Origin of the sequence: Myxococcus sp. MxC21-1 (genome assembly GCF_032612255.1) — a bacterium.
GTDB classification, from domain to species: domain Bacteria; phylum Myxococcota; class Myxococcia; order Myxococcales; family Myxococcaceae; genus Myxococcus; species Myxococcus virescens.
In genome coordinates this window covers 5,337,840-5,360,681 of record NZ_CP123278.1, presented here as the reverse complement: position 1 = coordinate 5,360,681, position 22,842 = coordinate 5,337,840, and the positions used below count along the sequence as shown (strand labels likewise).

Below are 22,842 nucleotides of genomic sequence, written 5' to 3'. Positions count from 1 at the left end.
AGGGGGGATCTCAGCAGGAACATGTCGAGGTAGCGGCGGTCATCCCAGATGCCGGCGACCTCAAGCGCGACGACGTCTACCTGGCTCGCCTGGCCAGCGCCGAGGGGGGGCCTCCGATGCGGGCTACTCCGGATCAAGTGCCCAGGTTCCGTTCTCCCAGTGCCTCAGGGTCATGATTGCGTCGAGGGCGCCGATGCCCCCTTCCTTCGCCGCAGCCTCCAACACGGCCTTGGCTTCCGCCGTCCGGTAGCGGAGCAAGAATCCAGCCGCCATGGCGCGAATGTCCGTACGGGGATGTGTTAGCAGCACGGCGAGGGCTTCCCGGCCTGCATCCCCGTACGCCCGGAGTTGCTGAAGCGCCGCGATGTACTGCTTGGCGTGGCGATTCCCCGTCTTGGCATCTCCTCGCCGGATGGCATCGGTCTGGGCCGCGACGTTCCGCGCGAATTGATCGACCAGTTCCTCCAGCGTCATCACCAGAACCCCTTCGTCACGTTCTCAATGGCCAGCAGCCCAAACTCGCGTTGGGCCTCGTAGGACTGCGTGCTCAACCACTGCCTCACGGTCTGTGTATACGACTGCGTGATGGAATGGCGAATCGATGAGTAGAAGGCACTGACATCCGTGTGCAGGCGCTTGTCCAGCGAGATGATGTTGGCGGTGTTGTGGAGGGCCTGGGGGCCGAAGCGCTTCACGTTGCCCGGGGTCTGCTCGACGATGTGGTGCCACTCCTTGTTCTTGCCCGCCGGGCCCATGGCCTTCTTGAAGCCACTGAACGAGCCCCAGGCCCTGTAACCCGTGGGACGCGCCTTGGCGGAGGCGCCGCCGCCCGTGCCCCTGGCCGCCATGGCCACCGCGCCGGGCGCAAGGGCGATGGTGACGTTCTCCGCGCTCACGGCCACCGTTCCCACGCCCGCGACCGCCGCGAGCCTGATGCCCACCTGCGCTTCGGCCTGCACCGCCGCCTGCGCGGCACCGGGAAGCCTTGGCACCTTCGACCCCAGCCCTGCCGCCGTGTTCCCAATGGCGGCCGTGGCCAACATGGCGAACGCGCGCGCCGCGTTGCGGCCCATGACCTTGCCGTAGCGCTCCCCCGCCTCGCGCAGCTCGTCAAACGTGGTGGCCCGTTCCGCCTCCTCCACCAGCCGCTTGAAGCCCAAGATGAGGCTCCAGAACGTATCGACCCCCACGTAGGCAATGAGGGAGGCGGTCATCACGGCGGCCACGCCCTTCGAGAAAGGCTCGGGCACCGCGAGCAAGATGCAGTACGTGGTCCACGTCCAAAGAACCGCCGCCATCATGGCCTGGGGGTCGGCCATGTCCTTGAAGGCGTCCATCATCTCGTCCAACACGACGCCCTGGGCCAGGGCCATGGCCAGGGCGTAACGGCCATCCCCGGTGACCGTGGGGTTCTCCACCAGGAGGCGCAGGCAATCGCCGGGCCTGTCCGTGCGCTCGCACCAGCGCAGGTAGGCGCGCGTCAACTCCACCTCTGTCGCGGGTGGTTCGCCCGCCAGGTGTTCGCCCGGTCCCAGCGGGATGACACGGTGGCCGCGCGGCTCATACAGGTACGAGCCGCTGCGCGAATCCACCTCGAACAACCGCCGGGCCGTTTCCTGGGGACGAGTGGACGGCCGCACGCTCTGTGCGAGCGCTTCTACGGCTTCAACGAAGTCGTCTTCGTCGAGCTCCACCGGCGCGGCATCGCCGCTGCGTGGGGTGAGGACGATGGGCTCGCCGTGGCCCGTGTGCAGGCGCACGGACTTCGTGGTGCCGCTGCATCCGACCAGCATCGCGAGCAGTAGGGGAATCGACCATCGCGGCAGCATGCGGAGCCCTCCTGGCGCTGGCCCCCGTTCGCTGGGAGCCCAGTGTCGAGGCGAGGTCTTGCAATACCAGATAGACCTGACAGGTGCTTCGGGCTGGAGCGGCGCTGGGTCGCGTGCGTAAGGCTGTGGGCGTGCCTACGGGAACGTCACGCCGGAGAGCATGATGGCGCGCAGCCCGCCCGGCCCCCACAGCTTCAGGGTGTACGTGCCTCGGGCCGCATCCGGCGTCGCTTCCGCCTCCACCACGACGCGCCCGCGCGGATCACGAGAGATGGGGGCCTTCTGCCAGACCGTCAATATCTTCAGCGATGCGCCCGTCCTGCTCACCAGCGATGCGCCTTCCGCAGACCAGGGATTGGCAGCATCCAGGTTCTCAAACTCGATCGAGATGGCCACGCGGGCAGGGGCGCGATAGCTCCATGCACGCAATGTCCGGGCCGCATTGCCTGGATGTTGGTGGAGCTCCTTGTTGACCAGGAGGAACTTCGCATCGACGCCTTCCTCCTTGATGATGCCGGTGGCGAGGAGACCCGCGATGCCGCCTGGACCTTCGTGCTCCACGCGTAGCCGCGCGTTCTCCTCGTGGCATTGCTGGGTCTCCGCGCGGGCCGCCATCGCCTCCTGCTGGTAGGACTCCGCCGTACGTGGCTGACGCCACACCTCGATGAGTCGCTCGGCACGCGCGGGGTGGGTGACGAGGACAAAGGCGGCACCGCGGGGGACCGAACCGTCCTGGAAGAGCACCGTCAGCCGCAGGCGCTCGCCGGGCAAGACTTGCTCCGAGGGCACCAGCCGGAGCGTGCTCCGCCCGAGGTCCACGAGCGAGAATCGCTTTTCGCCCTCGAGTACGACCTTCGCCGGATCGAGGGCGGCATCGAACTCGAAGGTGGTGGACACCCGCGGACTTATCTGGACCTCGGTGGGCGGCATCGCCTCGGATGGCTCCGCCAAGAGTTCGACACGGCGCACCTCGGGGCTCGCGGCCGTGGAAGACGGTTGGGCGGTCGCGGCTCCAGATAGGAGCATGAGCACCGCGAGAAGGGCGACAGGTGACGCGGGCACGGTCGGTCCTCACTCGAAGCGGCGCACGGCCTTCAAGTCCAGGCTGAAGTAGACGATGGCGCTGCTGGGGTCACTTACGGGCTCTCGCTTCAGGAGCCCGATGCGGGCGTCCTGTGCCTCGACGAACTGCACACAGACGGGGATGCGCTCATTCTCGGGAGTACGCGCCTCGGTGAGCCGTCCGTAGACCCGCTCCGGGCCGACGAGGAGCTGCCCGGAGAACAGGGTCTGCGAAGGCATGCGTCCCCAAGGGGCTACCATGCGAACCGTCGTCACGCCCTCGCGGACCTTGACGAACCCCGCGTCTTTGCCGGGGCTCAGGGCGAAGGTGGTCAAAGGACGCTCAAGTCCGGGGGCGAAAAGTCCGAGCTGTTCCATGGCCTCAACGGCCCCGGGAGGACAGTCCTCGGGAGGCGGCGTCGGGCGCACCTGGGAACCAGGACACGCCATCGAAAGGCAGGCCGCGACACCCAGGCCAATCGCCTTGCCAGCGGCTGTGCCCCGGAGGCGCTGCGGCTCGGGCTGGGGGAGCATGCCGGTGTCCTTCTTCATCTTCACGGAGGCCTTCTCCTTGGAATACGTCGCGGGAACGGCGACGGCCGCAAGGGTGGATGCTCCATTGAGCGGGCCTGCGGCCTCGTCAGCTTCCAGTGGCCTCCAGGGTGCCGCCACTTCCTGACCGGGACTCCAGGACGTGGGAACGAACGCGGAACCGCCGGGGCCCGAGCCCACGGTGACATGGGAATGGGGCGCCATCCCGTGACGTGCGGCAGGAGGGGAGGAGGGCATCAGTCCGCGCGCGAGCACCAGCCCGCCCACAATCAAGACCACCACGAGCGCCATCCAGGCCGCCACGCGCAGGGCCTTGGAATGGCCGGCGAGTGCCGCGGGCGGCGGCTCGAACGGGATGGCCACTGCGTTTGCATCGGGTTCGTACGCGTCCCCGGCTTGTGGCGGACGAGGCCCGCGACGAGGCCGGGCCTTGCGCCGCTTCAGCCACTGCGCCAACTCGTCTTCGACCGCTTGCGGCGCCTCCGCGAGCGTGGTGGCGGTGTCCGCGCCATGGGCGTCACAGAGCTTCACGTCCCAGGCTTCGTCCGCCTGGGCCAGCAGGGCCTCCAGCTCCGCGCACAGCGTGTCGGCGTCGGGGTGCCGCTCCTCGGGCGTCTTGGCCAGCAGGCGCATGCACACGTCGCCGAGGGCCCCGGGGACGCGCGGGTTGAGCGCCTGGGGCGGTCTGGGGGCGCGGTTGAGCACGGCCTCCACGCCCTCGGCCTCGTCCGGCAGGAAGGGCTGCCTGCCCGTCAGGAGCCAATAGAGCACGACGCCCAGCGCGTACAGGTCATCCGAGGGGCCGGGCTGGTAGGAGCGGCCACGCTCGTCGCCGTGCTCCTGCTGGAAGCGCCAGGCCTCGGGCGCGCGGTACTCCAGGGTGCCCGGCGGGAGCACGCCGCCGGTGATGCTGGGGGCGCTCTCGTACCCGCCCGCGCCGAAGTCCACCACCACCGCCTCGCCGTCCGAGTCGCGCACGACGACGTTGCTCTCCTTCAAGTCCCGGTGCACCACCTTCGCCCGGTGCGCGGCGCCCAGCCCGCGTGCCACGCCGAGCACCTTGCGCACCACCTCACGGGCCGAGGGGTTCTCCTCCGTGGCCCACACGTCCAGGCGGCGCCCCTCCACGTAGTCCATGACGATGAAGAAGGACTGGGGCGCCTCGTCCGGCCACTGGCCGTGTCCACGGATGCGCACCAGGTTGGCGTGCTTGAGCCGCAGGAGGATGGCCACCTCGCGCTCCGCCCACTCGGCCAGCCCCCAGAGCGGGATGAGCTTGAGCGCGGAGCTCCGCTCTCCACGCCGGGCGCGGTACACGGCGCCGAAGCCCCCGGCCCCCAGCCGCTCCTCCACCAGGTACCCGCCAATGTCCGTGCCCGGGGGCACGACGGGATGCAGACGCGGGCTCACGAGTCCTCTCCTTCAGCGGGGCGTACGGGCTCGGCGTTCCTGGACATGCGCTCAACGGGCAATGGAACTCGTGAGAGTTCCCCCCGCGAAGCAGCGCGGGAGGAGCATAGACCTTGGACGGATACCATGGTTGAACCTGTTGAGGTATATGCTCGGAGTGCTGTCCCCGCGGCATTCTCCTCTTTTCCCAGGTCTCTTCATGTACGCGAAGCTCTCCCAGCGGATTGGAACCCAGGTCCGCGCTGCCCGGCATCGAGCGGGCCTGTCGCAGGCCCAGGTGGCCGAGGCCATCCACGTGCCGACGCTGGTGCTCAGTCGCCTGGAGCGCGGCAGGTTGTTGCCCAGCCTCCCCACGCTGGTGGACTTGTGCGGCGTCCTTCGTGTCTCCGTGGACCTCCTCCTGAGCGGCGAGGGCCGGCGTTTCCCGCGCCCGAGGGGGCCGGCCGGTAGGTGGGGCGGCGCCGTGTGACAGGGGGCTCGTCGCGCATCGACACGGCCGCCAAGATGCGGCAGGAAGGGCGTTCCCGAGTCGCGGGCCTCCTGCCCGCGGCAGACGGGGTCCTCGGTGTTCCTGGTACCTCGACGCATGAACGAAGAACTGGCGACCCGCATTGGAAGTGCCGCCCGAGAGGCCCGGACGCAACTCGGGCTCACGCAGGCGGAAGTGGCCGAGAAGCTGGGCCTGGCGCACATGGTCTACAGCCGCCTGGAGCGCGGGAAGATGCTGCCCAGCGTGCAGACGCTGCTGCGGATGTGCGCGGTGCTGCGCATCGGCTCGGACGAGTTGCTGGGGCTCGCGGACGCGGAGGAGGGGAAGGGGCGCGAGGGCCGGGCGGAGCGCCCAGGCTGCGGCAGCTCACCGGCCTCGCGCGAAAGATGGACGAGGAGCAGCTCGACGCCCTCGTGAAGGTGGCCCAGGTGTTGCTGCGTTGAAGCGGCACCCGGCCGCCCGTGCTCACTTCGCGTTCGGCGCGGGCGTGGCTTCGTCGGCGTCCAGGCCCTCGGGGAAGATGCCCGCTTCGTCCAGCTCCACCCGGTCGCGCAGGACGGAGGCGTCCGACAGCATCCGCGCGAGTTCCTCGCTCGCCTCCTTTCGTCCGAAGGGCTGGGACAGTGCCGCGAGCGCCGCCCGCAGGGCATCACGCAGCTCTGCGGCCGAGGTGTAGCGCTCGGAGGGCTTGCGCTGGAGGGCCTTGTGGATGATGGCCTTGAGCGCGTCCGGCAGGCCCGCCATCGCGTGCTCCACGTCCTCGGGGCGGTAGCGGCCGACGAGCGCGATCATCTGCGTGAGGGGCACGGAGGGTGCCTCCTCCGTCTTCACGTCCAGGGCGGCGGTGGGGGCCTGCGCGTCCTCCAGGTCGAAGAGGTGCTTGCACGTCAGCATCTCCATGAGGACGAGGCCCAGCGAGAAGATATCGGACCGGCCATCCATGGGCTTGCGGTGCAGGTACTCGGGCGAGGCGTACGCCACGTCGCCCTTGAGCAGAAGGCCCGGGGTCTCCTCCCGGCCCACCATGAGCGAGTAGGCGGCGCCGAAGTCCGTCACCTTCACCTCGCCGCTCCGGGCCACGCGGATGTTCCGGGGGGCGACGTCGCGGTGGATGATGCCCAGCGGCCGGTTCTCCGAATCCCTCAGCGTGTGCGCGTGGTGGAGGGCGTCGGCAATCTCGGCGGCGATGTAGAGGGCAAAGGCTGCGGAGAGCGGCCGCTCGCGCATGGTGGCGAGGCTGATGACGGTGTCCAGCGTGGGGCCGTCCACGTACTCCGCGATGATGTGCGGCCTGTCGGCGTGGATTTTCAGGTGATGGACATGGGCGATGGCCGGGTGGTGGAGGCGGAAGGCGAGCTGGACCTCCTCGATGAGCCGCTGGCAGCGCTCGAAGGAGGCGGGGTTGCGCAGGCGTTTGATGGTGACGTGCCCGGCGAGCCCATGGGGGAGGTGACGCTCGGCCAGGAGCACCACCTCCCCATTGCCCCGCCGCTCCAGCGTGCGGAGGGCCGCATAGGTGGTGGTGTCGATGGTGAACCGGAGCCCGGGTCGGGCGCGCTCCAGGTCGGAGCTGTTCTCCGGCGTCGGGTCCGCGAACTTCGTTTCGTGGGTCGGCGTGCGGTCATCGGTCATGGGCGGCCTCCTGATGGGATTGAGACGCGCGGCGGGCGCTGGCACGGGCGTCCCGGCGCTCTGATTGGTCATGGCTGCGGGAGACGGGCTCGGTGGCTGTCGCAGTCATGGGTCTACTATTTATAGACCCTTCAGGTATTTCAATCGCTCCCAGGGACTCGGCGCTACGCCAATGGGCCGAAGACGGTGCCGAGGGGCGCCAGGGCCCTTCACGCTCGGCTGCCGAAAGGACACGGAGGAGATACTCCCTGCCGAAGGGGCTACATTCTGACTTTTCTTGGATGTCGGGGATGAGTGGTAGTCAGGAGGCTCCTGTTCCAGAGGTCTCCATGACATCCAGGCTGCTGTTCCCGGAGGGCATAGGTGCGCTGTTCCCGGGGGCGTTCGCCTCTGTGGGCCTGGGATGGACCATGCGCGCTGACTCGCTCCGGGCCCTTTGGGTGGGTCTGCTGCTCGTTCTTGCCCTGCTGTCCACAGGCTGCCTGTCACTGACACCACCGCCCGGCCGGGGGATGAACCTCCGTCACGCGCCGCACGAGGCGGCGGCGCCTACCTCGGCTGAGGGGCCAAGCGTTGAGGCTCCGGGTGTCTTCGCCTCAATGCCTGAGTCCGAAACGCCGGAGCGGCTGCATCGGCGACAGGCCTCCCGGGTGGAAGTGACAGGGGTGGGCCTGGACCGCGCGGAGAGGGATGCGCACCAGGGCGCCCTCGCGGCCCAGTTGGCATTTCGCAGCGCCCTTCTCGACGTTTCGGACCCCACCCGCCGCATCGCCGGCGAGTTCTCCAGGCTGAAGGCCCGTTGGCGGGGGATTCGCGTCGGAGACGGCGTTTTCGTCCGCTACGTCGATTTCGGCACCCAGCAGTTGCGGTGGATTGACGCCCACCTCGCCGCCGTCACCCGGCTGGCCAACGCCGCCTCGGAGGTGAAGGACCCGGACATGCAGCTCGCCCTGTTGCGCCTCGCTGGCCCACGGCTCGAGGCCGCCATGACGGGCTCGCTCCTGCTCGCCGTTTGGCTCGACTTTCTCCTCCTCGCTGAAGCCGTGCTCGCCCAGCAGCTCTACAGCGTGGAGAGGATGTTCGCGGATCTGTGGCGCTGGCAGGAGATGCTCAAGCCCGCCATGGCGGCGCTCTCCTCTCTGGAGCCCGGGCAGATGGAGGCCGCGGCGCAAGACGTCCCCGCGCTTGTAGGCCAGCTCTCGGGCGAGCTCGCCGCGACCATCGCGACCGTGCGCAAGGGAGCCGAGAACGTCGCGAAGATGCTGGTGCTCAAGGATGCCATCGAGGCGCTTACCCTGCTTTCGGCGTTGAAGTTCTCGCTGCCCCCGGTGTCTCCGTCCGCTCCCGCCCTGCTCGGCATTGGACTCTCGGTGGGAGGCGACGGCGTGATGATGGGCACGCGAACTGTCGTGTCTGCCGAGTGGGTGGAGATGATGCGCCAGTTGGTGCGCGCAGGCGTCCTCTCCCTGCCCGTCGTCAGTGCCGCCGTGCGGATTCAGGCGGGCCAGGGGATGCTGGCGCAGGCGCATGGCGAGCTGCCGCAGGGCGTGCGCGAGGCATTGGGCGACGGACCTGAAGTGCGTGCCATGCGCGTGACGGGCAGGGCGGGGGCTGGCATGGCCGAGCCACCGCGGCACCACGTCCTGCCAAAAGAGTTCCGCGAATGGTTCGAGAGGCGCGGCTTCACTGGCGACATGGACATTGACCAGTTCTGCGTCAAGCTGGAGCAGGCTCACCACGAGGCCATCCACGGCGGGGGCGACTGGAAGCTGGGACGCACATGGCCCGGCGAATGGAACCGGATGATCATGAGCCGATTGCGTGAGGCCGAGGTGTTGGCCGGACGGATGTTGACGCGAAACGAGAGCCTGGAGATCGTCGCGAAGAATATGAGGGACTATAAGATCCCGATGAACTTCACCCGCTGGAGAGGACGATGAGCGACGAGCGTGCCTGGCAGGGCAACGTGAAGGCGCGCCTGTATGAGCGGGTCCGCGAGCACGGCTACGATTCGCTCACCGCCTTTGCCAAGGCGCGTCCTGCCGTCCCGTTGTACTCGCTGGCCGAAGAGCTTGGAAAGGATGACGTTGCAGCCGTGCAAGTATTGAGCGGATTGCTTGGCGAGGCGGAGCAGCGCAAGCAGGTCACACGCTTTGTTCGAGACGTGCTTGTGCGCGAGCTGTCCGAAGGTCTCCCCAACGGCTGGCCGGCCGTTTTGAATGACGCCAACCGTTTCGAAGTCGCCAAGGCGCTCAGCTCGTGGATTGCCTACACCCCAGAAACTCATCAGGACAGAGCAAGACAGGTCAGCGCAGCGCTCCTCGCCAAGCCACCACCGCCCGGCTGGCGTCCGCTCGTCCCCGACGACGAGCTGCTGCTCACGCTCCTTCCTGACGAGTAAGCTTGACCGTCAGCGGCCCCCATACAAGCCGAACTGGAGGTTTCACGGGTCCAGCAGGGCTGTCATGGTGCTGTCGGCAAAAATGAGCGCTGCGGACGCCGGCTGAACCTCGGGCCCGGCGAGCGCCCACTGCGCGAACGTCGCCATGGCGGGCTCCTTCCGTTGGCCGGACGGATACAGAAAGCGCCCGGCTGACCTGACGCGAGAGGAGCTGGTTGCCGCACTTGCCCAGAATGAATGGGGGCTTGAGAGAACTGCGAAGCAGTTCGGCATTGCGGTGAACACGCTGAAATCGAAAATGGAGCGATTTGACATTCCGCGTCCTTCGGCACGGGGGCATCGATGAAGGCGAGCGCGATGGCTTGATGGAGTTGCCCCCGTCAAATCGGACAGCTCAGGGTTGGGAATTAGCAGTACGGAATTCGCGGGGCTTCCACCACCACGTCACCCTCTGTGCCGTCGCCCACGGATTCCTCGCGCTCCGTCGGGCGCTTTTCCCCCCGGAGCCGAGTGCACTGGACGCTACCGATGGTGCGGCGCGCGCTTCAGCCGCTCTTGCTACGCCAGATTGGCACCTGCCCGCTCTGCAACAGGGCCATCAGTCTCAGAGCTCCGCCTGAGTTACCCTCTCGAATGTGACCAAGTCGTATTAGGAGTTGGCTATTTCCAGTTGGGGGGACGCTGAAGTTTTTTATCCAAAAATCGACTGAACTCTTCGAATTCAAAAGTGAGGTCCCCGTTGTCAGAAATGATCCGACAGTTCCAGAGACGCAAGTCGCTAGTCTGAATGTGGAAATATTTCTCGCTATAGCCAGTACCAAGCAGATCGCGAAGATCTGCGGCGACATAGTCGGCGATCTTCCCTTCCTTTTTTTCCGAATCAAAGGTGAATCCATAGGCTGAAATTACTCCGATGGGTTTTGCGATGTTGGAGGTGACTGCTTCTCCGTCGGGGCTGATTTCGATCTGTGGCTCTAGAATTTCGAGGTAATTCAATGTCACGTCTCCTTGGAGGATGAATTGACGCATGGCGTATAGTCCGCCTGTGCTGATGTTGGAAGGGCTTGATGTATTGGTTCTCGAATCTGCTTTAGGGGTGCGTGGGCTTTGGTGGTTGTGGTCTGCCCCCCGATTTTCGGACCAGTAGAAGCGTGAGAGAATCCTCGCGGCCAGGAGGTAGGTCGGATCGTGACCAAGACGGTGTCCTCGGACCCGAGGAACGCGCTACATCCCTTCAAAGTGCATAGCTACCGCTCGACGGGGCGTGTGGCACTTGAAGTATTGCTGGGGGAACTGAGAGGAGAGCGGCCGTGGGCTGCAATAGGGGCTGCACTTCGCCGTTCCCCTGGAACGGATTTGCAAGTTGTGGGAGGCCGATGGGGCGCGCACGGTGACGATTAGCAACGTGACCTTCCCTGATAGGTGGGAGGGTTGTCCGGCGTGCATCGCTACGGGATTCATGCAGGGCGCGGGGCAGATGCGCCCCGGGGCGATCGAGTTTGCTGGGGCAAGTGCTCCACGCTTCGGGCAATTGGTCGGCACGGATGGGACTGGCGGATGCTCTGTCGTAACGCACAGGTAACGCAGTCCCGTGGACGCGCCTGAACGTAGCTAGACAGTTCAGGTACGGTCCAAGTGGGTTGGGTGGGACGCAACCCCTCGGACGTATTGGCGGTAGGGCACGGGAATCGAACTCGCCAGGGACGCCTCTCAGCGCCCCTCACCGGTTTTGAAGCCCCGCCACCCCGATCCGCGAGGTGCCCGGAGGGATTGAAGTCGGCCGGTTCCCCTCTGGTGCAGGGCGGGCGGAGCGTCCATGGAGGTCCACCCCGGCCGTTCCTCTTGGGTACAGCTTGGGTACGAGGGTGGAGACGGCAAGGGGTCAGGGGCCATTGGCTGCACCGGGGCCGGTGACGTCCGTGAACTTCGCGCCGGTGATGCCCGCGCGCTCCAGGGCCTCCTTGATCTCCTCGGACACAATCAGGGCCACGGTCCAGCCCCAGGTGCGGAACACCTTGGCGCCTTCCACCTTCGCCGGGTCGATGCGCATCCCGGACACCGAGGAGTAGGTACCCACCTTTTCCGGCATCCCGTCCTCCGGGGTCCAGTAACGCACCTCCTCGCACGCAGCGTCGTCGATGCACTTCACCAGCCGGGTGGCGTTGAGGATGAAGTGCTGAGCGGGCTGGGAGTCGATCTCCACCGGGAAGAGCTGCACGTCGTCGGGCGCCACCTCGGTGAAGAGGGAGGCCACCCGGGCGTGGACGACGGGGATGCTGAATGCCGCGTGGGAGTAGTCGAGCGGCTTGCCGGAGATCTTGATGGGCATCTTGATGCGCTCGTCCGATTGAGTCCGTTGCCCGATCCTGAACTGCCACGGGTCATCGAGCTTCCGGCCCTCGTGATCGAGAGGATGCCCCAGCTCCCACCGGCCGGAGAGGTACACATCATCGGTCAACTTGAAGAACCGCTTCGGCATGAGGTCATTCTTCCGTCATTCGGTTCGGGTCACCAGCCGATTGAGCTTGGTCCCCTGTTTCGAGATCTCGCGCGCCAACACACCGAGGATCTTCGTCAGCGCCTCGCGGCAACGCTCGATGCTCTTGCAGCTAGATGTTGCTTCGTCCAGCCGCTCGTAGACCTCCTCATGGTACTCCCTCGGGTGTGGCCCCTTGTGGCCCGGGACGCGGACCTGGTTCGCCGCATCATCGAGCGACATACCCGCCCGGTCGAAGATCTCCTGGTACCTTGGCGTCCAGGGCCCCCCGCTGTTGGTGGACGTGCTGAACTTGTCGGAGGCGATGTGGTGCCAGGGGCCTTTCGCGTCCACCGGTGCCGTGCTACCGGCGCTCGTCCCGCGTGCCGCCATGGCCAGCGCACCAGGAGCGAGTGTGATGGTGACAGCCCCCTCAGCAGGGACAGCCACCGAGCCCACCTCCGCGATCGCCGTGAGCCGGAAGCCTCCCTGGACTTCGGCCAGCCGCACCGCCTGTACCGAGCCCGGAAGCCCCGGTGCCTTGACCGCCAGCCCTGCGGTGCTCCCAATGGCGGCGGTCGCGAGCATGACGAAGACGCGCGCCGCGTTCTCGCCCATGACCTTGCCGTACTTGTCGCCAGCCGTGCGGACCTCGTCGAAGCTCGTGGCGACCGCTACGTCCTCGGCAAGCTGCCGCCACCCCGCGATCAGGTTCCAAACGGTGTCCACCCCCAAGTAGGCGATGAGGCAGACCGTCAGGGTGGCGGCCACGCCCTTACTCACCGGCTCGGGCAGCAACCAGAGGCCGAGGTACACGGCCATGGCCGTGATGATGGTGTTCCGCACTGCGACCGGATCCACCATCTTTCCCAGCGCCTCATGGGTCTCGTCCATGACCGAGCCCATGGCGAACTGGAGGGCCAGGGTGCGCTTGCCTTCTTCGCCAAGAGTGGGGCCGTCTTCCAGTAGATGCAGACAATCTCGGGTGCGCTGCGTCCGATCGCACCAGCGGACGTAGGCGCGCGTGAGTTCTGAATCCGCCTCCGGCCTCCATGCCTCAATCGGTGGGAGGCGGTTGCTGTACGAGCCGAGTTCCGAGCCAACAGACACGAGACCGATGCGCCCTCGTGCGCCTGCGTACGCATCATTCGCGGGGAACCAGAACAGCCGCCGAGCGTCCGATCGAGGCTGCGCGGACCCGGGCACGTCTCGGCCCAACTTCGCCACGGCCTCCTCGAAGTCGTCTTCGTCCAGTTCCACCGGTCCCGCGTCACCGGAGCGTGGAGTGAAGGTGATGGGCTTGCCCCGACCCGTGTCCAGACGCACCGATCTTGTCGCGCTACTGCACCCGGCCAGCATCACGAACAGCACGAGAATCGACCATCGTGGCAGCATGCGGAGCCCTCCTGGCGCTGGCCCCCATCGCTCGGGAGCACATCGGCAGCGCAAGGTCGGGTAATACCAGATAGAGCTGACAGGTGCTCCGGGCTGACACTGCCTGTGATGGAGCGGGTGGGGCCGACAGCGTGCCTACTGGACCGTCACGCCCGGGAGCGAGACCGTGCGCAGTCAGCCCGGTCCCCATTGCTTGAGCGCGAACGTCCCTCGGGTTGCATCACCGGCGTCGCCTCTGCTTTCATCACGAAGCGATCAGACGGCTTGAGAGTGATGGGAGCCTTTGGCCGGACGGTCAGGGGCTTCACGGGCGTGCATTTTTTGGGCAGTGTTGAATCTGTTGTGAATTATTCCAATCCAAGGTCCAGCCGGGTTGGATGGCGATAATCCAGGTTTAACCCAAAGTATGGCGTTCCTTTGATAGGTTCAAATCCGAGGCGCCCCCAATACTGCTGAAGCTTTTTACGTGCGACAGGCTGCTGGATCTTCGAAAAGCTGGAGAGCGAGGGGTCGGTCTTTCTGTTGATGTCGAACTGAAGCGGGAAGGGTTTGCAAATAACAAGTCCGCAGCCCCTTCCAAAGGTTTCAATAAGGCGAGAGGCAACTGCAAGCCCAAGGTTATATCCCCGGTGTTTTGGTTCGCTCTCGATAACATCAATGGTCAGCACATTCTGGAAGACGATGCCGCCGAATTGCTTATCTATCTCCTCTTTGAGTTCATGGGTGGAAGGGTCGAGAATCGCTGATACGTAGTCAATCAGCGTCTGGCTCTTGGCGTCGCATTCATCAAAGACGTTCTCGCCTCGATCGAACATGCGGCCTCGCTGGATGACGTGCCCAGCGAGCACTCCGGTGGCGATTTCTGCGTCTGCCTCCTCCTCAATGGAAACATAAATGACTTTTCCGTCTACGCTGATGATGCTGTCTTGTTCGTCTGCGCCCAGCGCGCTTGCACCTGAGCTGAACTCGATCCGGTACTGCCCTGGCAGGTCGCGCCAGTCGGCTCTCGGTGGTCGGGAACTCTGTTGGCGTCGCTTGGGTTGTTTGTTCGTGGGCATTGTTGTTATTGGGCGAGCTTGGGTACTGCATATGTGGAATTTTTATTCGGATTGTCCCATGGTCGATTCAAGGCTGCGTCAGAGAACTCAAGGGATACATGGCGGTAGAGCATGAGAATCGAACTCACCAAGGACAGCTCTCACTGCCCTTCACCGGTTTTGAAGACCGGGCCGGCCACCAGGTCCGGAGGCCCTACCGTCTGCGATTACGCCGGACCCTCCGGGCCCCGTCAACCCAGGGCCACGGACTCACCGCGCCTTCTTCTGCGCCCGTCCTGCCTTCAATCCCGGCAAGCCTTTCACCAATGTCGTCACCAGCACCTGCGTCAGCTCCTCCGCGGGCGTGCCCGGAAACCCCGTGCACGTGAGCCTCAAGCTCACGATGCCGTGCACCCCCGCCCACAGCACCTCCGCGAGCTGGTTCGGCTTCGTGCCTTCCTCCAGCCTCCCGGCCGCCAGCAGGTCCGCGAACACCTGCACCAGCACCCCGAAGGACCTCGGGCCCGGGCCTTCCGGGTGGTCCCCAAACAGCGCGGTGGAGAGCTTCGGGTCCTCCATGAAGATCAGCCGGTACGTCTCCGGGTGCTCGAGGCCGAAGCGGACGTAGGCCTCCGCCAGCTTGGGCAACCGCTCCAGCGGGTCTTCCACCTGGGCCGCGGGCTCCAGCATGGCCAGCAGGTCCTGGAAGCCGCGCACGCACAGCTCCTTCGCGATGGCCTCCCGGTTCTCGAAGTGGAGGTAGAGCGTCGCCGGCGCGTACTCCACCGCGTCCGCCAGCTTTCGCATCGAGAGGGCAGGGAAGCCCTCCTTCACCACGATGTCCCGGGCGACTCGCAGAATCTGCTCGCGCAGCTCCGCTCGCTGTCGCTCCTTCCGCTCCGCAATCCCCATGCTCCCAGTGTAGGCCTTGACCCACTGAACGCCCAGCAGTAGATGAACGGCGTTCATGAACGGTGTTCACAAACCACTCGCCGTTCGGAAAAGGGAGCAGGACATGGGCACGGTTGCGTTGTTCGGCGCCACGGGCGTCGTCGGACACAGCATCGCGCAGGCGCTGCGGGGGCAGGGGCGGGGCTACCGCGTGGTGGGGCGCTCCCGGGAGGGACTCCAGCGGGAGTTCGGGGCGGACCCTCAGGCGGAGATCGTCACCTGGAATCCCGACGACATGGCCTCCATCCAGGCTGCGGCCCGGGGCGTCCAAACGCTCGTCTATCTGGTCGGGGTGCCCTATTGGCAGTTCCACCTCCACCCGGAGCTGATGAAGCGCACGCTCGACGCCGCCATCGCCGAGGGCGTGGAGCGCATCGTCTTCATCGCCAGCGTGTACCCCTACGGCCGGCCGCGCACGGACGTCGTCAACGAGTCCCACCCCCGCGTGCCGCACACCAACAAGGGCCGCTTGCGAAAGGCTCAGGAGGACCTGTTGCTCGCGGCGGACAAGGCGGGCTCCATCAAAGTCACCATCCTCCGCCTGCCGGACTTCTACGGCCCGGGCGTGGAGAACAGCTTCCTCCACCGCGCCTTCGTCGCCGCCTCACAGGGCAAGCGCGCGCAGCTCATCGGCCCCATCGACACGCCCCATGAGTTCGTCTACGTGCCCGACGTGGGGCCCACGGTGACGGCGCTCATGGACCATCCGGGTGCCTACGGCCGCTTCTGGAACCTCGGGGGCGCGGGCGTCACCTCCCAGGCGGCCCTGGTGGAGGACATCTACGCCCAGGCCGGCCACCCCGCGAAGTACTCGGTGCTGGGGCCGGGGATGGTGCGCCTCATCGGCCTCTTCAGCCCGTTCATGCGCGAGCTGGGGGAGATGCACTACCTGCACACCTCGCCCGTCATCATGGACGACTCGGCGCTGCGGGCGCTGCTCGGCGACATCCGGAAGACGCCGTACCGCGACGGCATCCGCCAGACGCTCGCGGCGCTCAGTCCAGCCCCCGCTGCCACAGGTCATCCTCATCCAGTCCCATGAGGTGACCGACCTCGTGCATCACGGTGATGCCAATCTGCTCGATGAGCTCCTCGCGGGTACGGGCGAAGCGCTCCAGGTTCTTCTGGTACAGCACGATGGATGCGGGGACGTGGTCGAACGCGTTCGTCACGCTGCGCTCGCCCACCGCCAGGCCGCGGAACACCCCGAGGATGCTCGGTGACAGGGGAGGGTCCTCACCCAGCAGGTCCTCATCCGCCGGCAGGTCCTCCACCGCGATGGTGACGTTGTCCAGGTACTGCTTCGCGTGGCCGGGCAGGGACTGCACCGCGGCCTCCACCGCACGGTCGAACTCGGCCTCGCCCAGCTCCACCGGCGGGAAGAACTCCGTCGGCACCAGCGCCTGGGCCTTGGCGAAGCGGCGCTGGGCCTCCTTCTCGTCGCCCCGGCGCTCCGCCATCAGCCCCAGGTACTGGTGGGCCCAGGCCTCGTCGGGCGTGTCCTTCAGCACCTTGTCGAAGGCGCCCTTCGCGTCGTCGAAGCGGCACAGCTCGAACAGGGCGATGCCCCGCTCCAACTGCGCGTCCACCGAGTGCGGCATGTGCCCCAGTGCCGCGTCCAGGCTCGCCAGGGCCGCGCGGCACTCGCCCACCTGGTTCAGGCCCATGCCCTCCAGGAGGAGGAACTCGTAGAGCAGCTCCACGTCGCCGGCCTTCTGCGCCGGCGCTTGCCCTTCGCGCAGAAGCCCAGGCCTTCCTCCACGGCCTCCCGGTCCTCGCCCGCGCGGCAGATGAGGCAGTCCACGGTGCCCAGGAGCACCTCCAGGTCGTCCGGGGATACCCTCAGCGCTGCGCCGAAGGCCCGGCCGGCTTCCTCCAGGCGGCCCAGCTCCACCAGGGCGGCGGCGCGCAGGTGCAGGGCGTCCACCGAGTCCGGGGCCTGGGCCAGGCTGCGGTCGGCGGCGGCCAGGGCCGCCTCGAAGTCGCCCGTCTCGAAGGCCTCTGCTGCCGCGTCCAGCGCCTCCATCCCGCTCACCCCCGTTCGCTTCGACGTCCGCATCCCCATGGGGCCGCGACATATGAAGCCGCGCACTTCGTTGTCAACGCCGCGCACGGCTGCTACGTTCCTTCGCCCGTCCTGGTGCGGCGCTCAGTCCCGTGAACATCCTTGTCGTCGACGACGATCTCGAACTCTGCACGATGCTCTCTCGCTTCTTGGAGATGCATGGGTTCACGGTCTACTCGGCGTCCGACGCGCTCCAGGCGCTCGACGTGCTGGAGCGCAACCAGGTCAGCATGGTCATCACCGACTACGTGATGCCCCATATGGACGGCATCCAGTTCACGGAGATGCTCAAGGCGGACCCCCGCTTCCAGAGCGTCCCGGTGCTGCTGATGACGGGCAGCGAGGACGGCTCGGTGACGGACCGTGGCCTGCGCAAGGGCGTGGCCCTGACGCTCCACAAGCCCCTGGACATGGGTCAACTGCTCACCCTGGTCCGCTTCGCGCAATAGCCCACGGCACCCCTCCCGACAGGGTGCATCGGGCCGTCCGCTCGCCTACACGCCCACCCTTCCTGGTTGACATCGTTCAGGCGGCCCTTATGTTGGCGCTCGCCATGGCCGAGTGCTAACGGCCCGTGTCGTACCAGTAAAATCCCCCAGTAAATTCAGGAGGTTGCGATGGCAGCGAAGGAAATTTTCTTCCATCAGTCCGCGCGTGAGGCCATCCTGCGCGGCGTCCGCACCCTGTCGGACGCGGTCGCGGTGACCCTCGGCCCCAAGGGCCGCAACGTGGTCATCGAGAAGAGCTTCGGCTCCCCCACGATCACCAAGGACGGCGTCACCGTCGCCAAGGAGATCGACCTCGAGAACAAGTTCGAGAACATGGGCGCGCAGATGGTGAAGGAGGTTGCGTCCAAGACCTCCGACAAGGCCGGCGACGGCACCACCACCGCCACGGTGCTGGCGCGCGCCATCTATGAGGAGGGCCTCAAGCTGGTGGCCGCCGGCCACAGCCCGATGGACCTCAAGCGCGGCATCGACAAGGCCGTCGAGGTCGTCGTGGGCGAGCTGAAGAGCCTGTCCAAGCCCACCGCCGACAAGAAGGCCATCACCCAGGTGGGGACCATCTCCGCCAACGGGGATGAGACCATCGGCGCCATCATCGCGGACGCGATGGAGAAGGTCGGCAAGGAGGGCGTCATCACCGTCGAGGAGGCGAAGGGCCTCGAGACGACGCTCGACGTGGTCGAGGGCATGCAGTTCGACCGCGGCTACGTGTCCCCGTACTTCGTGACCAACCGCGAGCGGATGGAGGCCGTCCTGGACGACCCCTACATCCTCATCAGCGAGAAGAAGGTCTCGTCGATGCAGGACATGATTCCGCTGCTCGAGCAGGTGGCCCGCTCCGGCAAGCCGCTGCTCATCATCGCCGACGACATCGAGGGCGAGGCCCTGGCCACCTTGGTGGTCAACAAGATCCGCGGCGTGCTGAACGTGTGCGCGGTGAAGGCCCCCGGCTTTGGTGACCGCCGCAAGGAGATGCTGCAGGACATCGCCGTCCTCACCGGCGGCACGGTGGTCAGCGAGGACCTGGGCCACAAGTTCGAGACGCTGACGCTGACCGACCTGGGCCGCTCCAAGCGCGCCACGGTGGACAAGGACAACACCACCATCGTGGACGGCGTGGGCACGAAGGCGGCCATCGAGGGCCGCATCAAGCTCATCCGCACGCAGATTGACTCCGTCACCAGCGACTACGACCGCGAGAAGCTCCAGGAGCGTCTGGCGAAGCTGGTGGGCGGCGTGGCCGTCATCAACGTCGGCGCGGCCACCGAGACGGAGATGAAGGAGAAGAAGGCCCGCGTGGAGGACGCCCTGCACGCGACCCGCGCGGCCGTCGAAGAGGGCATCGTCCCCGGCGGCGGCGTGGCCTACCTCCGCGCGCTGCCCGCGCTGGAGAAGCTGAAGCCGGGCGGTGAGCAGGACTTCGGCGTGGCCATCATCCGCCGTGCGCTCCAGGAGCCGCTGCGGAAGATCGCCAGCAACGCCGGCGTCGAGGGCGCCGTGGTCATCAACAAGGTCCGCGAGGGCACCGGCGCGTTCGGCTACAACGCCCGCACGGAGGTCTACGAGGACCTGGAGAAGGCCGGCGTCATCGACCCGACGAAGGTGGAGCGCACCGCGCTGCAGAACGCCGCCTCCGTCGCCTCGCTGCTGCTGACCACCGAGGCCATGGTCGCCGAGCGCCCGAAGGGCAAGGCCAAGGGCGGCGGCGCTGGCGCCGGCATGCCGGACTACGGCGGCGACGACATGGACTACTGAGCCGCTCCGGAGGGCTCGGGACGTGAGTCCCGGGCCGTCTGGGCCTCGGCAGTCAACGGCCCCGGATGCCTCGTCAGGAGGCGCCGGGGCCGTTGTCGTTCCAGCGGGGACTGCCGGCGGTCAGGGCACGCGGCCCACGAAGCCGCCGGTGCCGCTCTCCTGCGACGTGTAGAGCAGGGTGTCGCCGTCCACCAGCAGGCCACCGGGCCCCACGCCCTCTGGGCCCACGGGCTCCAGGGCGCCGGGCGTGCAGGTGCTCACGCGGCGGAGGAAGCCCGTGCCGCCGGTGCTGACGTCCTTGAAGTAGAGTGTCCCATTCAGCTCCACCGGGAAGGCGGGCCCCTGGAGGCCCGTGGCCACGACTTCCGCCGCGCCGCCCTCGCGTGGCAGGCGCAGCACGCGGCCGTTTCCGCCGCCTCCTTCGGTGACGAGGAAGTGCGTGGGCGTGACTTCCAACGAGGTGCCGGCGGTGATGGTGCCGTCGCGCAGCGTGGCCGGGGCACTGCCGTCCAGCGGCACGCTGTAGAGACCGGGGCTCTCTCCCGCGGCGACCAGGAACCACACGTCCTGGCCCACCACGCGTGCTCCCCGCACCTGCGTGTAGCCCGTGCCGGCGTAGAGCTCCTGGCGGTTGCCGCCCGAAGCATCCACGCGCACCAGCCGGCGGTGCGACGTCGCGATGACCACCACGTCCCGGTCGCCCATCCGCGTGGGCAGGACGTCCGTGCCGCCAATGGTGACGTTGTTCACCGTGGCATCGAGCGGCCGTGCGTCCTTCGCGCCCGTCGCCTTGTCCACCCGCCACAGCCCGTCCAGGTCGAGCACGTAGACGGAGTCCGCCACCACGGCGATGGCATCCGGCGCCCGGAAGCCCGTGGCCACGGACACCGCGTCACCGCCCGCGCGTGGCAGCCGGAGGAGCCGCCCGGGGCCCGGCTGGGGCTGCTGCGGATTCAGGGAGTGGGACTCGGCGATGTAGAGGTCCGTTTCGTCCGCCGCGAGCCTGCGGGGCGTGTTCAACCCGGTGAGCAGTAGGGTGCCCGGACCCGAGGCCAGCGGCTCGCAACCCGCGTCGCCGCTGCCCGCATCGTCTGTCCCGGTGCCCGCGTCGTCTGTACGAGTGCCCGCGTCGCCACGGCCCGCGTCCGGCCCGTCCTGCATCGGAGGCTTGTCGGAGGAGCAAGCAACACCCAGCAGCAGGACGGACAGGAGCGCGAGTCTCATGGGGCCTCTCGTTTGAATGCGCGGTTCAACTCTCGGCTGAGCGCCGACGCGTCGGACATCAGCTTGGGAAGGCACGCGGCGGCGCCCGCACGCAGGGACTCCAGCGCCGTCTCCATGGTGAGGTGCTCGGCCAGCACCACGAAGGGTGCGCCCTGGGCCAGCGCCTTGCCCAGCTCCAGCGCCTTGCGCCCGTAGGCGGGCGTGAAGTCCCAGCTCACCACCACGCCCGCGGGCGGCTCCAGCGCGGCCAATTCCGTCGTCGTCAGGATGCGCGCCTCCAGTCCCACCAGGGACAGGGCGTGGGTGATTTGCGCCGCCGCCGCCGGGTTGTCCTCCAGCACGTCCACCCGGCGCATCGCGGGGTCCGTCTCCAGCGGCGCGGGGGCGGGCTTCCGGGCCAGCGTGGAGCGCAGCAGGGCGCGCACCTCGCGGATGTCGTCGAAGGGCTTGAGCAGGTAGTCCACCACGCCCAGCTCCAGCGCCTGCTGCGTCGTCACCAGCGACGGGTAGCCCGTCATCAGGATGACGCGCGAGTCCGTGTGCAGCCGCCGCGCCTGCTGCGCCAGCTCCAGGCCGGACATGCCGGGCAGGTTCTTGTCGGTGACGATGAGGTCCACCGGCGCCTGTTGCAGCAGGTCCAGGGCCTCCTCGCCGCTCGCCGCTTCGATGATCTCGCACTCCTTGCCCATCAGGTCGCGGAAGACCATGCGGATGATGATTTCGTCATCCACCACCAGGACCCGGTGCTTCTGCGTGGGCGGCGCGTCCGTCGCGGGGAAGAGCACGCGGAACACGGTGGCCGGGGGCGGGACGTCGCGGATGACGCCCTGCGGGGCCAGCTCGAGGCGCGCGTGGTGCTCGCGGGCGATGCGCTGGCACACCGACAAGCCCAGTCCGGTGCCTCGCTTGTTGGCGGTGATGTAGGGCTCGAAGATGCGCGCTCGCAGCTCCTCGGGGATGCCCGGCCCCCAGTCCGCCACGTAGAGGGCAGGGGAGGGGCCCTCCATCGAGAGCACCACCTTCACCCGGCCGCGCCCCGCCATGGCGTCGCGTGCGTTGTTGAGCAGGTTCAGGGTGAGCTGCTCGATGAGGCGCGCGTTGCCCTGGATGGTGATGCCCTCCGGGGCCTCCACCTCCAGGGAGATGCGCGAGGAGTCCGGGTTGATGCTGAAGTGCTTCGCCGCCGCCCAGATGGGGGCCGCCAGGGAGAGGCGCTGTTGAGACGCCGGTCGTTCGCTCGACAGGCGGATGAAGTCGGAGACGATCTGCTCCATCCGCTCCACCTGGGCCAGCAGCAGGCGCAGGGGCCCGGGGGCGGCGCCGTCCTCCGCGAGCAGTTGGGCGTAGGCCTTCACGCCGAGCAGCGGTTGTCGCAGCTCGTGCAGCACCTCCGCCGCCAGCTGTGACGTTTGCGCTCCCGCACGTTGCAGTGCCGCCGCCGCTGTTCGCGCGGCCGTCAGGTCCCCTGCCTCCAGGGCCTGGAGCAGTTGGGCGAGCGGCACGGGTGTTTCCATGTGACGAGCATGGCGGAGGCAACCGCTTGTACGCAACGCACCTGGAGGGAATCCGTTGACCCGGACCGTGCCGGCGCGGATGCTGGCCGCGTTCTCATCGCACCGTCCGGAAATCCGGATATCGCGACACCGGCCTCGGGAGGGCCTTCATGCCGCAGACCAACCCGTTCCACTCGCTGGTCCCCCGCAAGATGACGGACACCGAGTTGGCCCGCTCCATCCGTCTCAACATCGAGGCGGAGCTGGACGCCATCAACCTCTACGCGGCCCATATCGACGCGACGGACAACGAGGACGCCAAGGCCATCCTCCGGCACGTCATGGACGAGGAGCGCGAGCACGCAGCCCTCTTCTGGGAGCTCATCGCCCGGTTGGATCCAGAGCAGGCCGCGCACGCGAAGGAGGCCGTGGAGAAGTACCGGCTCATCACCTCCGGCGCGTCGCACGAGGCCGTGGAGGCCGTGGGCAAGGAGGGCGAGGCGCCGGCTCCGGCGGACGTCACCCCGGAGAAGCGCCTCACCGTGGGCAGCCTGCGCCGGTAGC

The 22,842-nt window shown here is 67.3% G+C and carries 21 protein-coding genes, 1 tRNA gene and 1 pseudogene; 9 read left to right on the top strand and 14 right to left on the bottom strand.

Translation table 11 applies throughout. The annotated features are described in order from the left end of the window. Positions 1–123 precede the first annotated feature (123 nt). The 4 genes from QEG98_RS23830 to QEG98_RS23815 all read right to left on the bottom strand — a co-directional run bounded on the left by QEG98_RS23830 (position 124) and on the right by QEG98_RS23815 (position 4,853). On the bottom strand, positions 124–474 hold the full coding sequence (locus QEG98_RS23830) for a DUF2019 domain-containing protein (protein WP_316567952.1): 351 nt from the start codon (positions 472–474) through the stop codon (positions 124–126). Beyond that, positions 474–1,829, bottom strand: a complete 1,356-nt coding sequence (locus tag QEG98_RS23825; protein WP_316562940.1) for a hypothetical protein — start codon at positions 1,827–1,829, stop codon at positions 474–476. The genes QEG98_RS23830 and QEG98_RS23825 overlap by 1 nt, the downstream gene beginning before the upstream one ends. Positions 1,830–1,964: 135 nt before the next feature. After that, complete coding sequence (locus tag QEG98_RS23820) at positions 1,965–2,861, bottom strand: DUF2381 family protein (RefSeq protein ID WP_316567951.1); 897 nt, start codon at positions 2,859–2,861, stop codon at positions 1,965–1,967. Positions 2,862–2,900: 39 nt separating this feature from the next. Next, positions 2,901–4,853 carry a serine/threonine-protein kinase gene (locus QEG98_RS23815; RefSeq protein ID WP_316562939.1) on the bottom strand — a complete coding sequence of 651 codons (1,953 nt, stop codon included), beginning with the start codon at positions 4,851–4,853 and terminating at the stop codon, positions 2,901–2,903. Between the two features lie 199 nt (positions 4,854–5,052). Between QEG98_RS23815 and QEG98_RS23810 the strand changes: the two genes are divergently transcribed. Then, on the top strand, positions 5,053–5,322 hold the full coding sequence (locus tag QEG98_RS23810) for a helix-turn-helix transcriptional regulator (protein WP_316562938.1): 270 nt from the start codon (positions 5,053–5,055) through the stop codon (positions 5,320–5,322). A 117-nt stretch (positions 5,323–5,439) separates the two neighbouring features. After that, positions 5,440–5,760, top strand: coding sequence for a helix-turn-helix transcriptional regulator (locus QEG98_RS23805; protein ID WP_316562937.1), 321 nt, complete (start codon positions 5,440–5,442; stop codon positions 5,758–5,760). A 48-nt stretch (positions 5,761–5,808) separates the two neighbouring features. Here the strand turns inward: QEG98_RS23805 and QEG98_RS23800 are convergent, their stop codons facing one another. After that, complete coding sequence (locus QEG98_RS23800; protein WP_316562936.1) at positions 5,809–6,975, bottom strand: serine/threonine-protein kinase; 1,167 nt, start codon at positions 6,973–6,975, stop codon at positions 5,809–5,811. Positions 6,976–7,640: 665 nt separating this feature from the next. On the opposite strand from QEG98_RS23800, the gene QEG98_RS23795 reads away from it, so the two are divergent. The 3 genes from QEG98_RS23795 (at position 7,641) to QEG98_RS23785 (ending at position 9,722) form a co-directional block, all read left to right on the top strand. Beyond that, the gene (locus tag QEG98_RS23795) at positions 7,641–8,915 is read left to right on the top strand and encodes a DUF2380 domain-containing protein (protein ID WP_316562935.1); all 1,275 of its coding nucleotides are present in this window, start codon (positions 7,641–7,643) and stop codon (positions 8,913–8,915) included. Beyond that, complete coding sequence (locus QEG98_RS23790; protein WP_316562934.1) at positions 8,912–9,376, top strand: NUDIX hydrolase; 465 nt, start codon at positions 8,912–8,914, stop codon at positions 9,374–9,376. Before QEG98_RS23795 ends, QEG98_RS23790 begins: the two co-directional genes overlap by 4 nt. A gap of 145 nt (positions 9,377–9,521) precedes the next feature. Beyond that, positions 9,522–9,722, top strand: a complete 201-nt coding sequence (locus QEG98_RS23785; RefSeq protein ID WP_316562933.1) for a helix-turn-helix domain-containing protein — start codon at positions 9,522–9,524, stop codon at positions 9,720–9,722. A 314-nt stretch (positions 9,723–10,036) separates the two neighbouring features. Here the strand turns inward: QEG98_RS23785 and QEG98_RS23780 are convergent, their stop codons facing one another. The 6 genes from QEG98_RS23780 to QEG98_RS23755 all read right to left on the bottom strand — a co-directional run bounded on the left by QEG98_RS23780 (position 10,037) and on the right by QEG98_RS23755 (position 15,253). After that, on the bottom strand, positions 10,037–10,405 hold the full coding sequence (locus QEG98_RS23780) for a hypothetical protein (protein ID WP_316562932.1): 369 nt from the start codon (positions 10,403–10,405) through the stop codon (positions 10,037–10,039). An 853-nt stretch (positions 10,406–11,258) separates the two neighbouring features. Continuing rightward, complete coding sequence (locus tag QEG98_RS23775) at positions 11,259–11,855, bottom strand: imm11 family protein (protein ID WP_316562931.1); 597 nt, start codon at positions 11,853–11,855, stop codon at positions 11,259–11,261. 15 nt (positions 11,856–11,870) lie between these two features. Beyond that, positions 11,871–13,247: an AHH domain-containing protein gene (locus QEG98_RS23770; RefSeq protein WP_316562930.1), complete on the bottom strand. Its 1,377-nt coding sequence runs from the start codon at positions 13,245–13,247 to the stop codon at positions 11,871–11,873. Between the two features lie 347 nt (positions 13,248–13,594). Then, positions 13,595–14,305: a hypothetical protein gene (locus QEG98_RS23765; RefSeq protein ID WP_316562929.1), complete on the bottom strand. Its 711-nt coding sequence runs from the start codon at positions 14,303–14,305 to the stop codon at positions 13,595–13,597. A 99-nt stretch (positions 14,306–14,404) separates the two neighbouring features. Continuing rightward, positions 14,405–14,503: transfer RNA gene (locus QEG98_RS23760), tRNA-Sec, on the bottom strand. Positions 14,504–14,554: 51 nt separating this feature from the next. Further along, positions 14,555–15,253, bottom strand: coding sequence for a TetR/AcrR family transcriptional regulator (locus QEG98_RS23755; protein ID WP_316562928.1), 699 nt, complete (start codon positions 15,251–15,253; stop codon positions 14,555–14,557). Positions 15,254–15,299: 46 nt separating this feature from the next. Between QEG98_RS23755 and QEG98_RS23750 the strand changes: the two genes are divergently transcribed. Beyond that, positions 15,300–16,277 (top strand): NAD-dependent epimerase/dehydratase family protein, encoded by a 978-nt coding sequence (locus tag QEG98_RS23750; protein WP_316562927.1) that lies wholly within the window; start codon positions 15,300–15,302, stop codon positions 16,275–16,277. Here the strand turns inward: QEG98_RS23750 and QEG98_RS23745 are convergent. After that, positions 16,231–17,300, bottom strand: a pseudogene (locus tag QEG98_RS23745) (metallopeptidase family protein). The gene QEG98_RS23750 and the pseudogene QEG98_RS23745 overlap by 47 nt on opposite strands. Before the next feature lie 92 nt (positions 17,301–17,392). On the opposite strand from QEG98_RS23745, the gene QEG98_RS23740 reads away from it, so the two are divergent. Then, positions 17,393–17,749 carry a response regulator gene (locus QEG98_RS23740; RefSeq protein WP_002639463.1) on the top strand — a complete coding sequence of 119 codons (357 nt, stop codon included), beginning with the start codon at positions 17,393–17,395 and terminating at the stop codon, positions 17,747–17,749. 168 nt (positions 17,750–17,917) lie between these two features. Continuing rightward, positions 17,918–19,561 carry a chaperonin GroEL gene (groL, locus tag QEG98_RS23735; protein ID WP_316562926.1) on the top strand — a complete coding sequence of 548 codons (1,644 nt, stop codon included), beginning with the start codon at positions 17,918–17,920 and terminating at the stop codon, positions 19,559–19,561. Between the two features lie 120 nt (positions 19,562–19,681). On the opposite strand, the gene sinM is transcribed toward groL, so the two are convergent. After that, positions 19,682–20,785 (bottom strand): signal integration modulator SinM, encoded by a 1,104-nt coding sequence (sinM, locus tag QEG98_RS23730; protein WP_316562925.1) that lies wholly within the window; start codon positions 20,783–20,785, stop codon positions 19,682–19,684. Continuing rightward, complete coding sequence (gene sinK, locus QEG98_RS23725; RefSeq protein WP_316562924.1) at positions 20,782–22,299, bottom strand: hybrid histidine protein kinase/response regulator SinK; 1,518 nt, start codon at positions 22,297–22,299, stop codon at positions 20,782–20,784. The genes sinM and sinK overlap by 4 nt, the downstream gene beginning before the upstream one ends. A gap of 149 nt (positions 22,300–22,448) precedes the next feature. Between sinK and encC the strand changes: the two genes are divergently transcribed. Continuing rightward, on the top strand, positions 22,449–22,841 hold the full coding sequence (encC, locus tag QEG98_RS23720; RefSeq protein ID WP_316562923.1) for an encapsulin nanocompartment cargo protein EncC: 393 nt from the start codon (positions 22,449–22,451) through the stop codon (positions 22,839–22,841). Position 22,842: the final 1 nt, after the last annotated feature.

Bases quoted from the DNA above. Each gene is read 5' to 3' on its own strand.
- QEG98_RS23830 (WP_316567952.1), bottom strand. From the start codon at position 474: ATGACGCTGGAGGAACTGGTCGATCAATTCGCGCGGAACGTCGCGGCC.
- QEG98_RS23825 (WP_316562940.1), bottom strand. From the start codon at position 1,829: ATGCTGCCGCGATGGTCGATTCCCCTACTGCTCGCGATGCTGGTCGGA.
- QEG98_RS23810 (WP_316562938.1), top strand. From the start codon at position 5,053: ATGTACGCGAAGCTCTCCCAGCGGATTGGAACCCAGGTCCGCGCTGCC.
- QEG98_RS23805 (WP_316562937.1), top strand. From the start codon at position 5,440: ATGAACGAAGAACTGGCGACCCGCATTGGAAGTGCCGCCCGAGAGGCC.
- QEG98_RS23800 (WP_316562936.1), bottom strand. From the start codon at position 6,975: ATGACCGATGACCGCACGCCGACCCACGAAACGAAGTTCGCGGACCCG.
- QEG98_RS23790 (WP_316562934.1), top strand. From the start codon at position 8,912: ATGAGCGACGAGCGTGCCTGGCAGGGCAACGTGAAGGCGCGCCTGTAT.
- QEG98_RS23785 (WP_316562933.1), top strand. From the start codon at position 9,522: ATGGCGGGCTCCTTCCGTTGGCCGGACGGATACAGAAAGCGCCCGGCT.
- QEG98_RS23780 (WP_316562932.1), bottom strand. From the start codon at position 10,405: ATGCGTCAATTCATCCTCCAAGGAGACGTGACATTGAATTACCTCGAA.
- QEG98_RS23775 (WP_316562931.1), bottom strand. From the start codon at position 11,855: ATGCCGAAGCGGTTCTTCAAGTTGACCGATGATGTGTACCTCTCCGGC.
- QEG98_RS23770 (WP_316562930.1), bottom strand. From the start codon at position 13,247: ATGCTGCCACGATGGTCGATTCTCGTGCTGTTCGTGATGCTGGCCGGG.
- QEG98_RS23765 (WP_316562929.1), bottom strand. From the start codon at position 14,305: ATGCCCACGAACAAACAACCCAAGCGACGCCAACAGAGTTCCCGACCA.
- QEG98_RS23755 (WP_316562928.1), bottom strand. From the start codon at position 15,253: ATGAACGCCGTTCATCTACTGCTGGGCGTTCAGTGGGTCAAGGCCTAC.
- QEG98_RS23750 (WP_316562927.1), top strand. From the start codon at position 15,300: ATGGGCACGGTTGCGTTGTTCGGCGCCACGGGCGTCGTCGGACACAGC.
- groL (WP_316562926.1), top strand. From the start codon at position 17,918: ATGGCAGCGAAGGAAATTTTCTTCCATCAGTCCGCGCGTGAGGCCATC.
- sinM (WP_316562925.1), bottom strand. From the start codon at position 20,785: ATGAGACTCGCGCTCCTGTCCGTCCTGCTGCTGGGTGTTGCTTGCTCC.
- sinK (WP_316562924.1), bottom strand. From the start codon at position 22,299: ATGGAAACACCCGTGCCGCTCGCCCAACTGCTCCAGGCCCTGGAGGCA.
- encC (WP_316562923.1), top strand. From the start codon at position 22,449: ATGCCGCAGACCAACCCGTTCCACTCGCTGGTCCCCCGCAAGATGACG.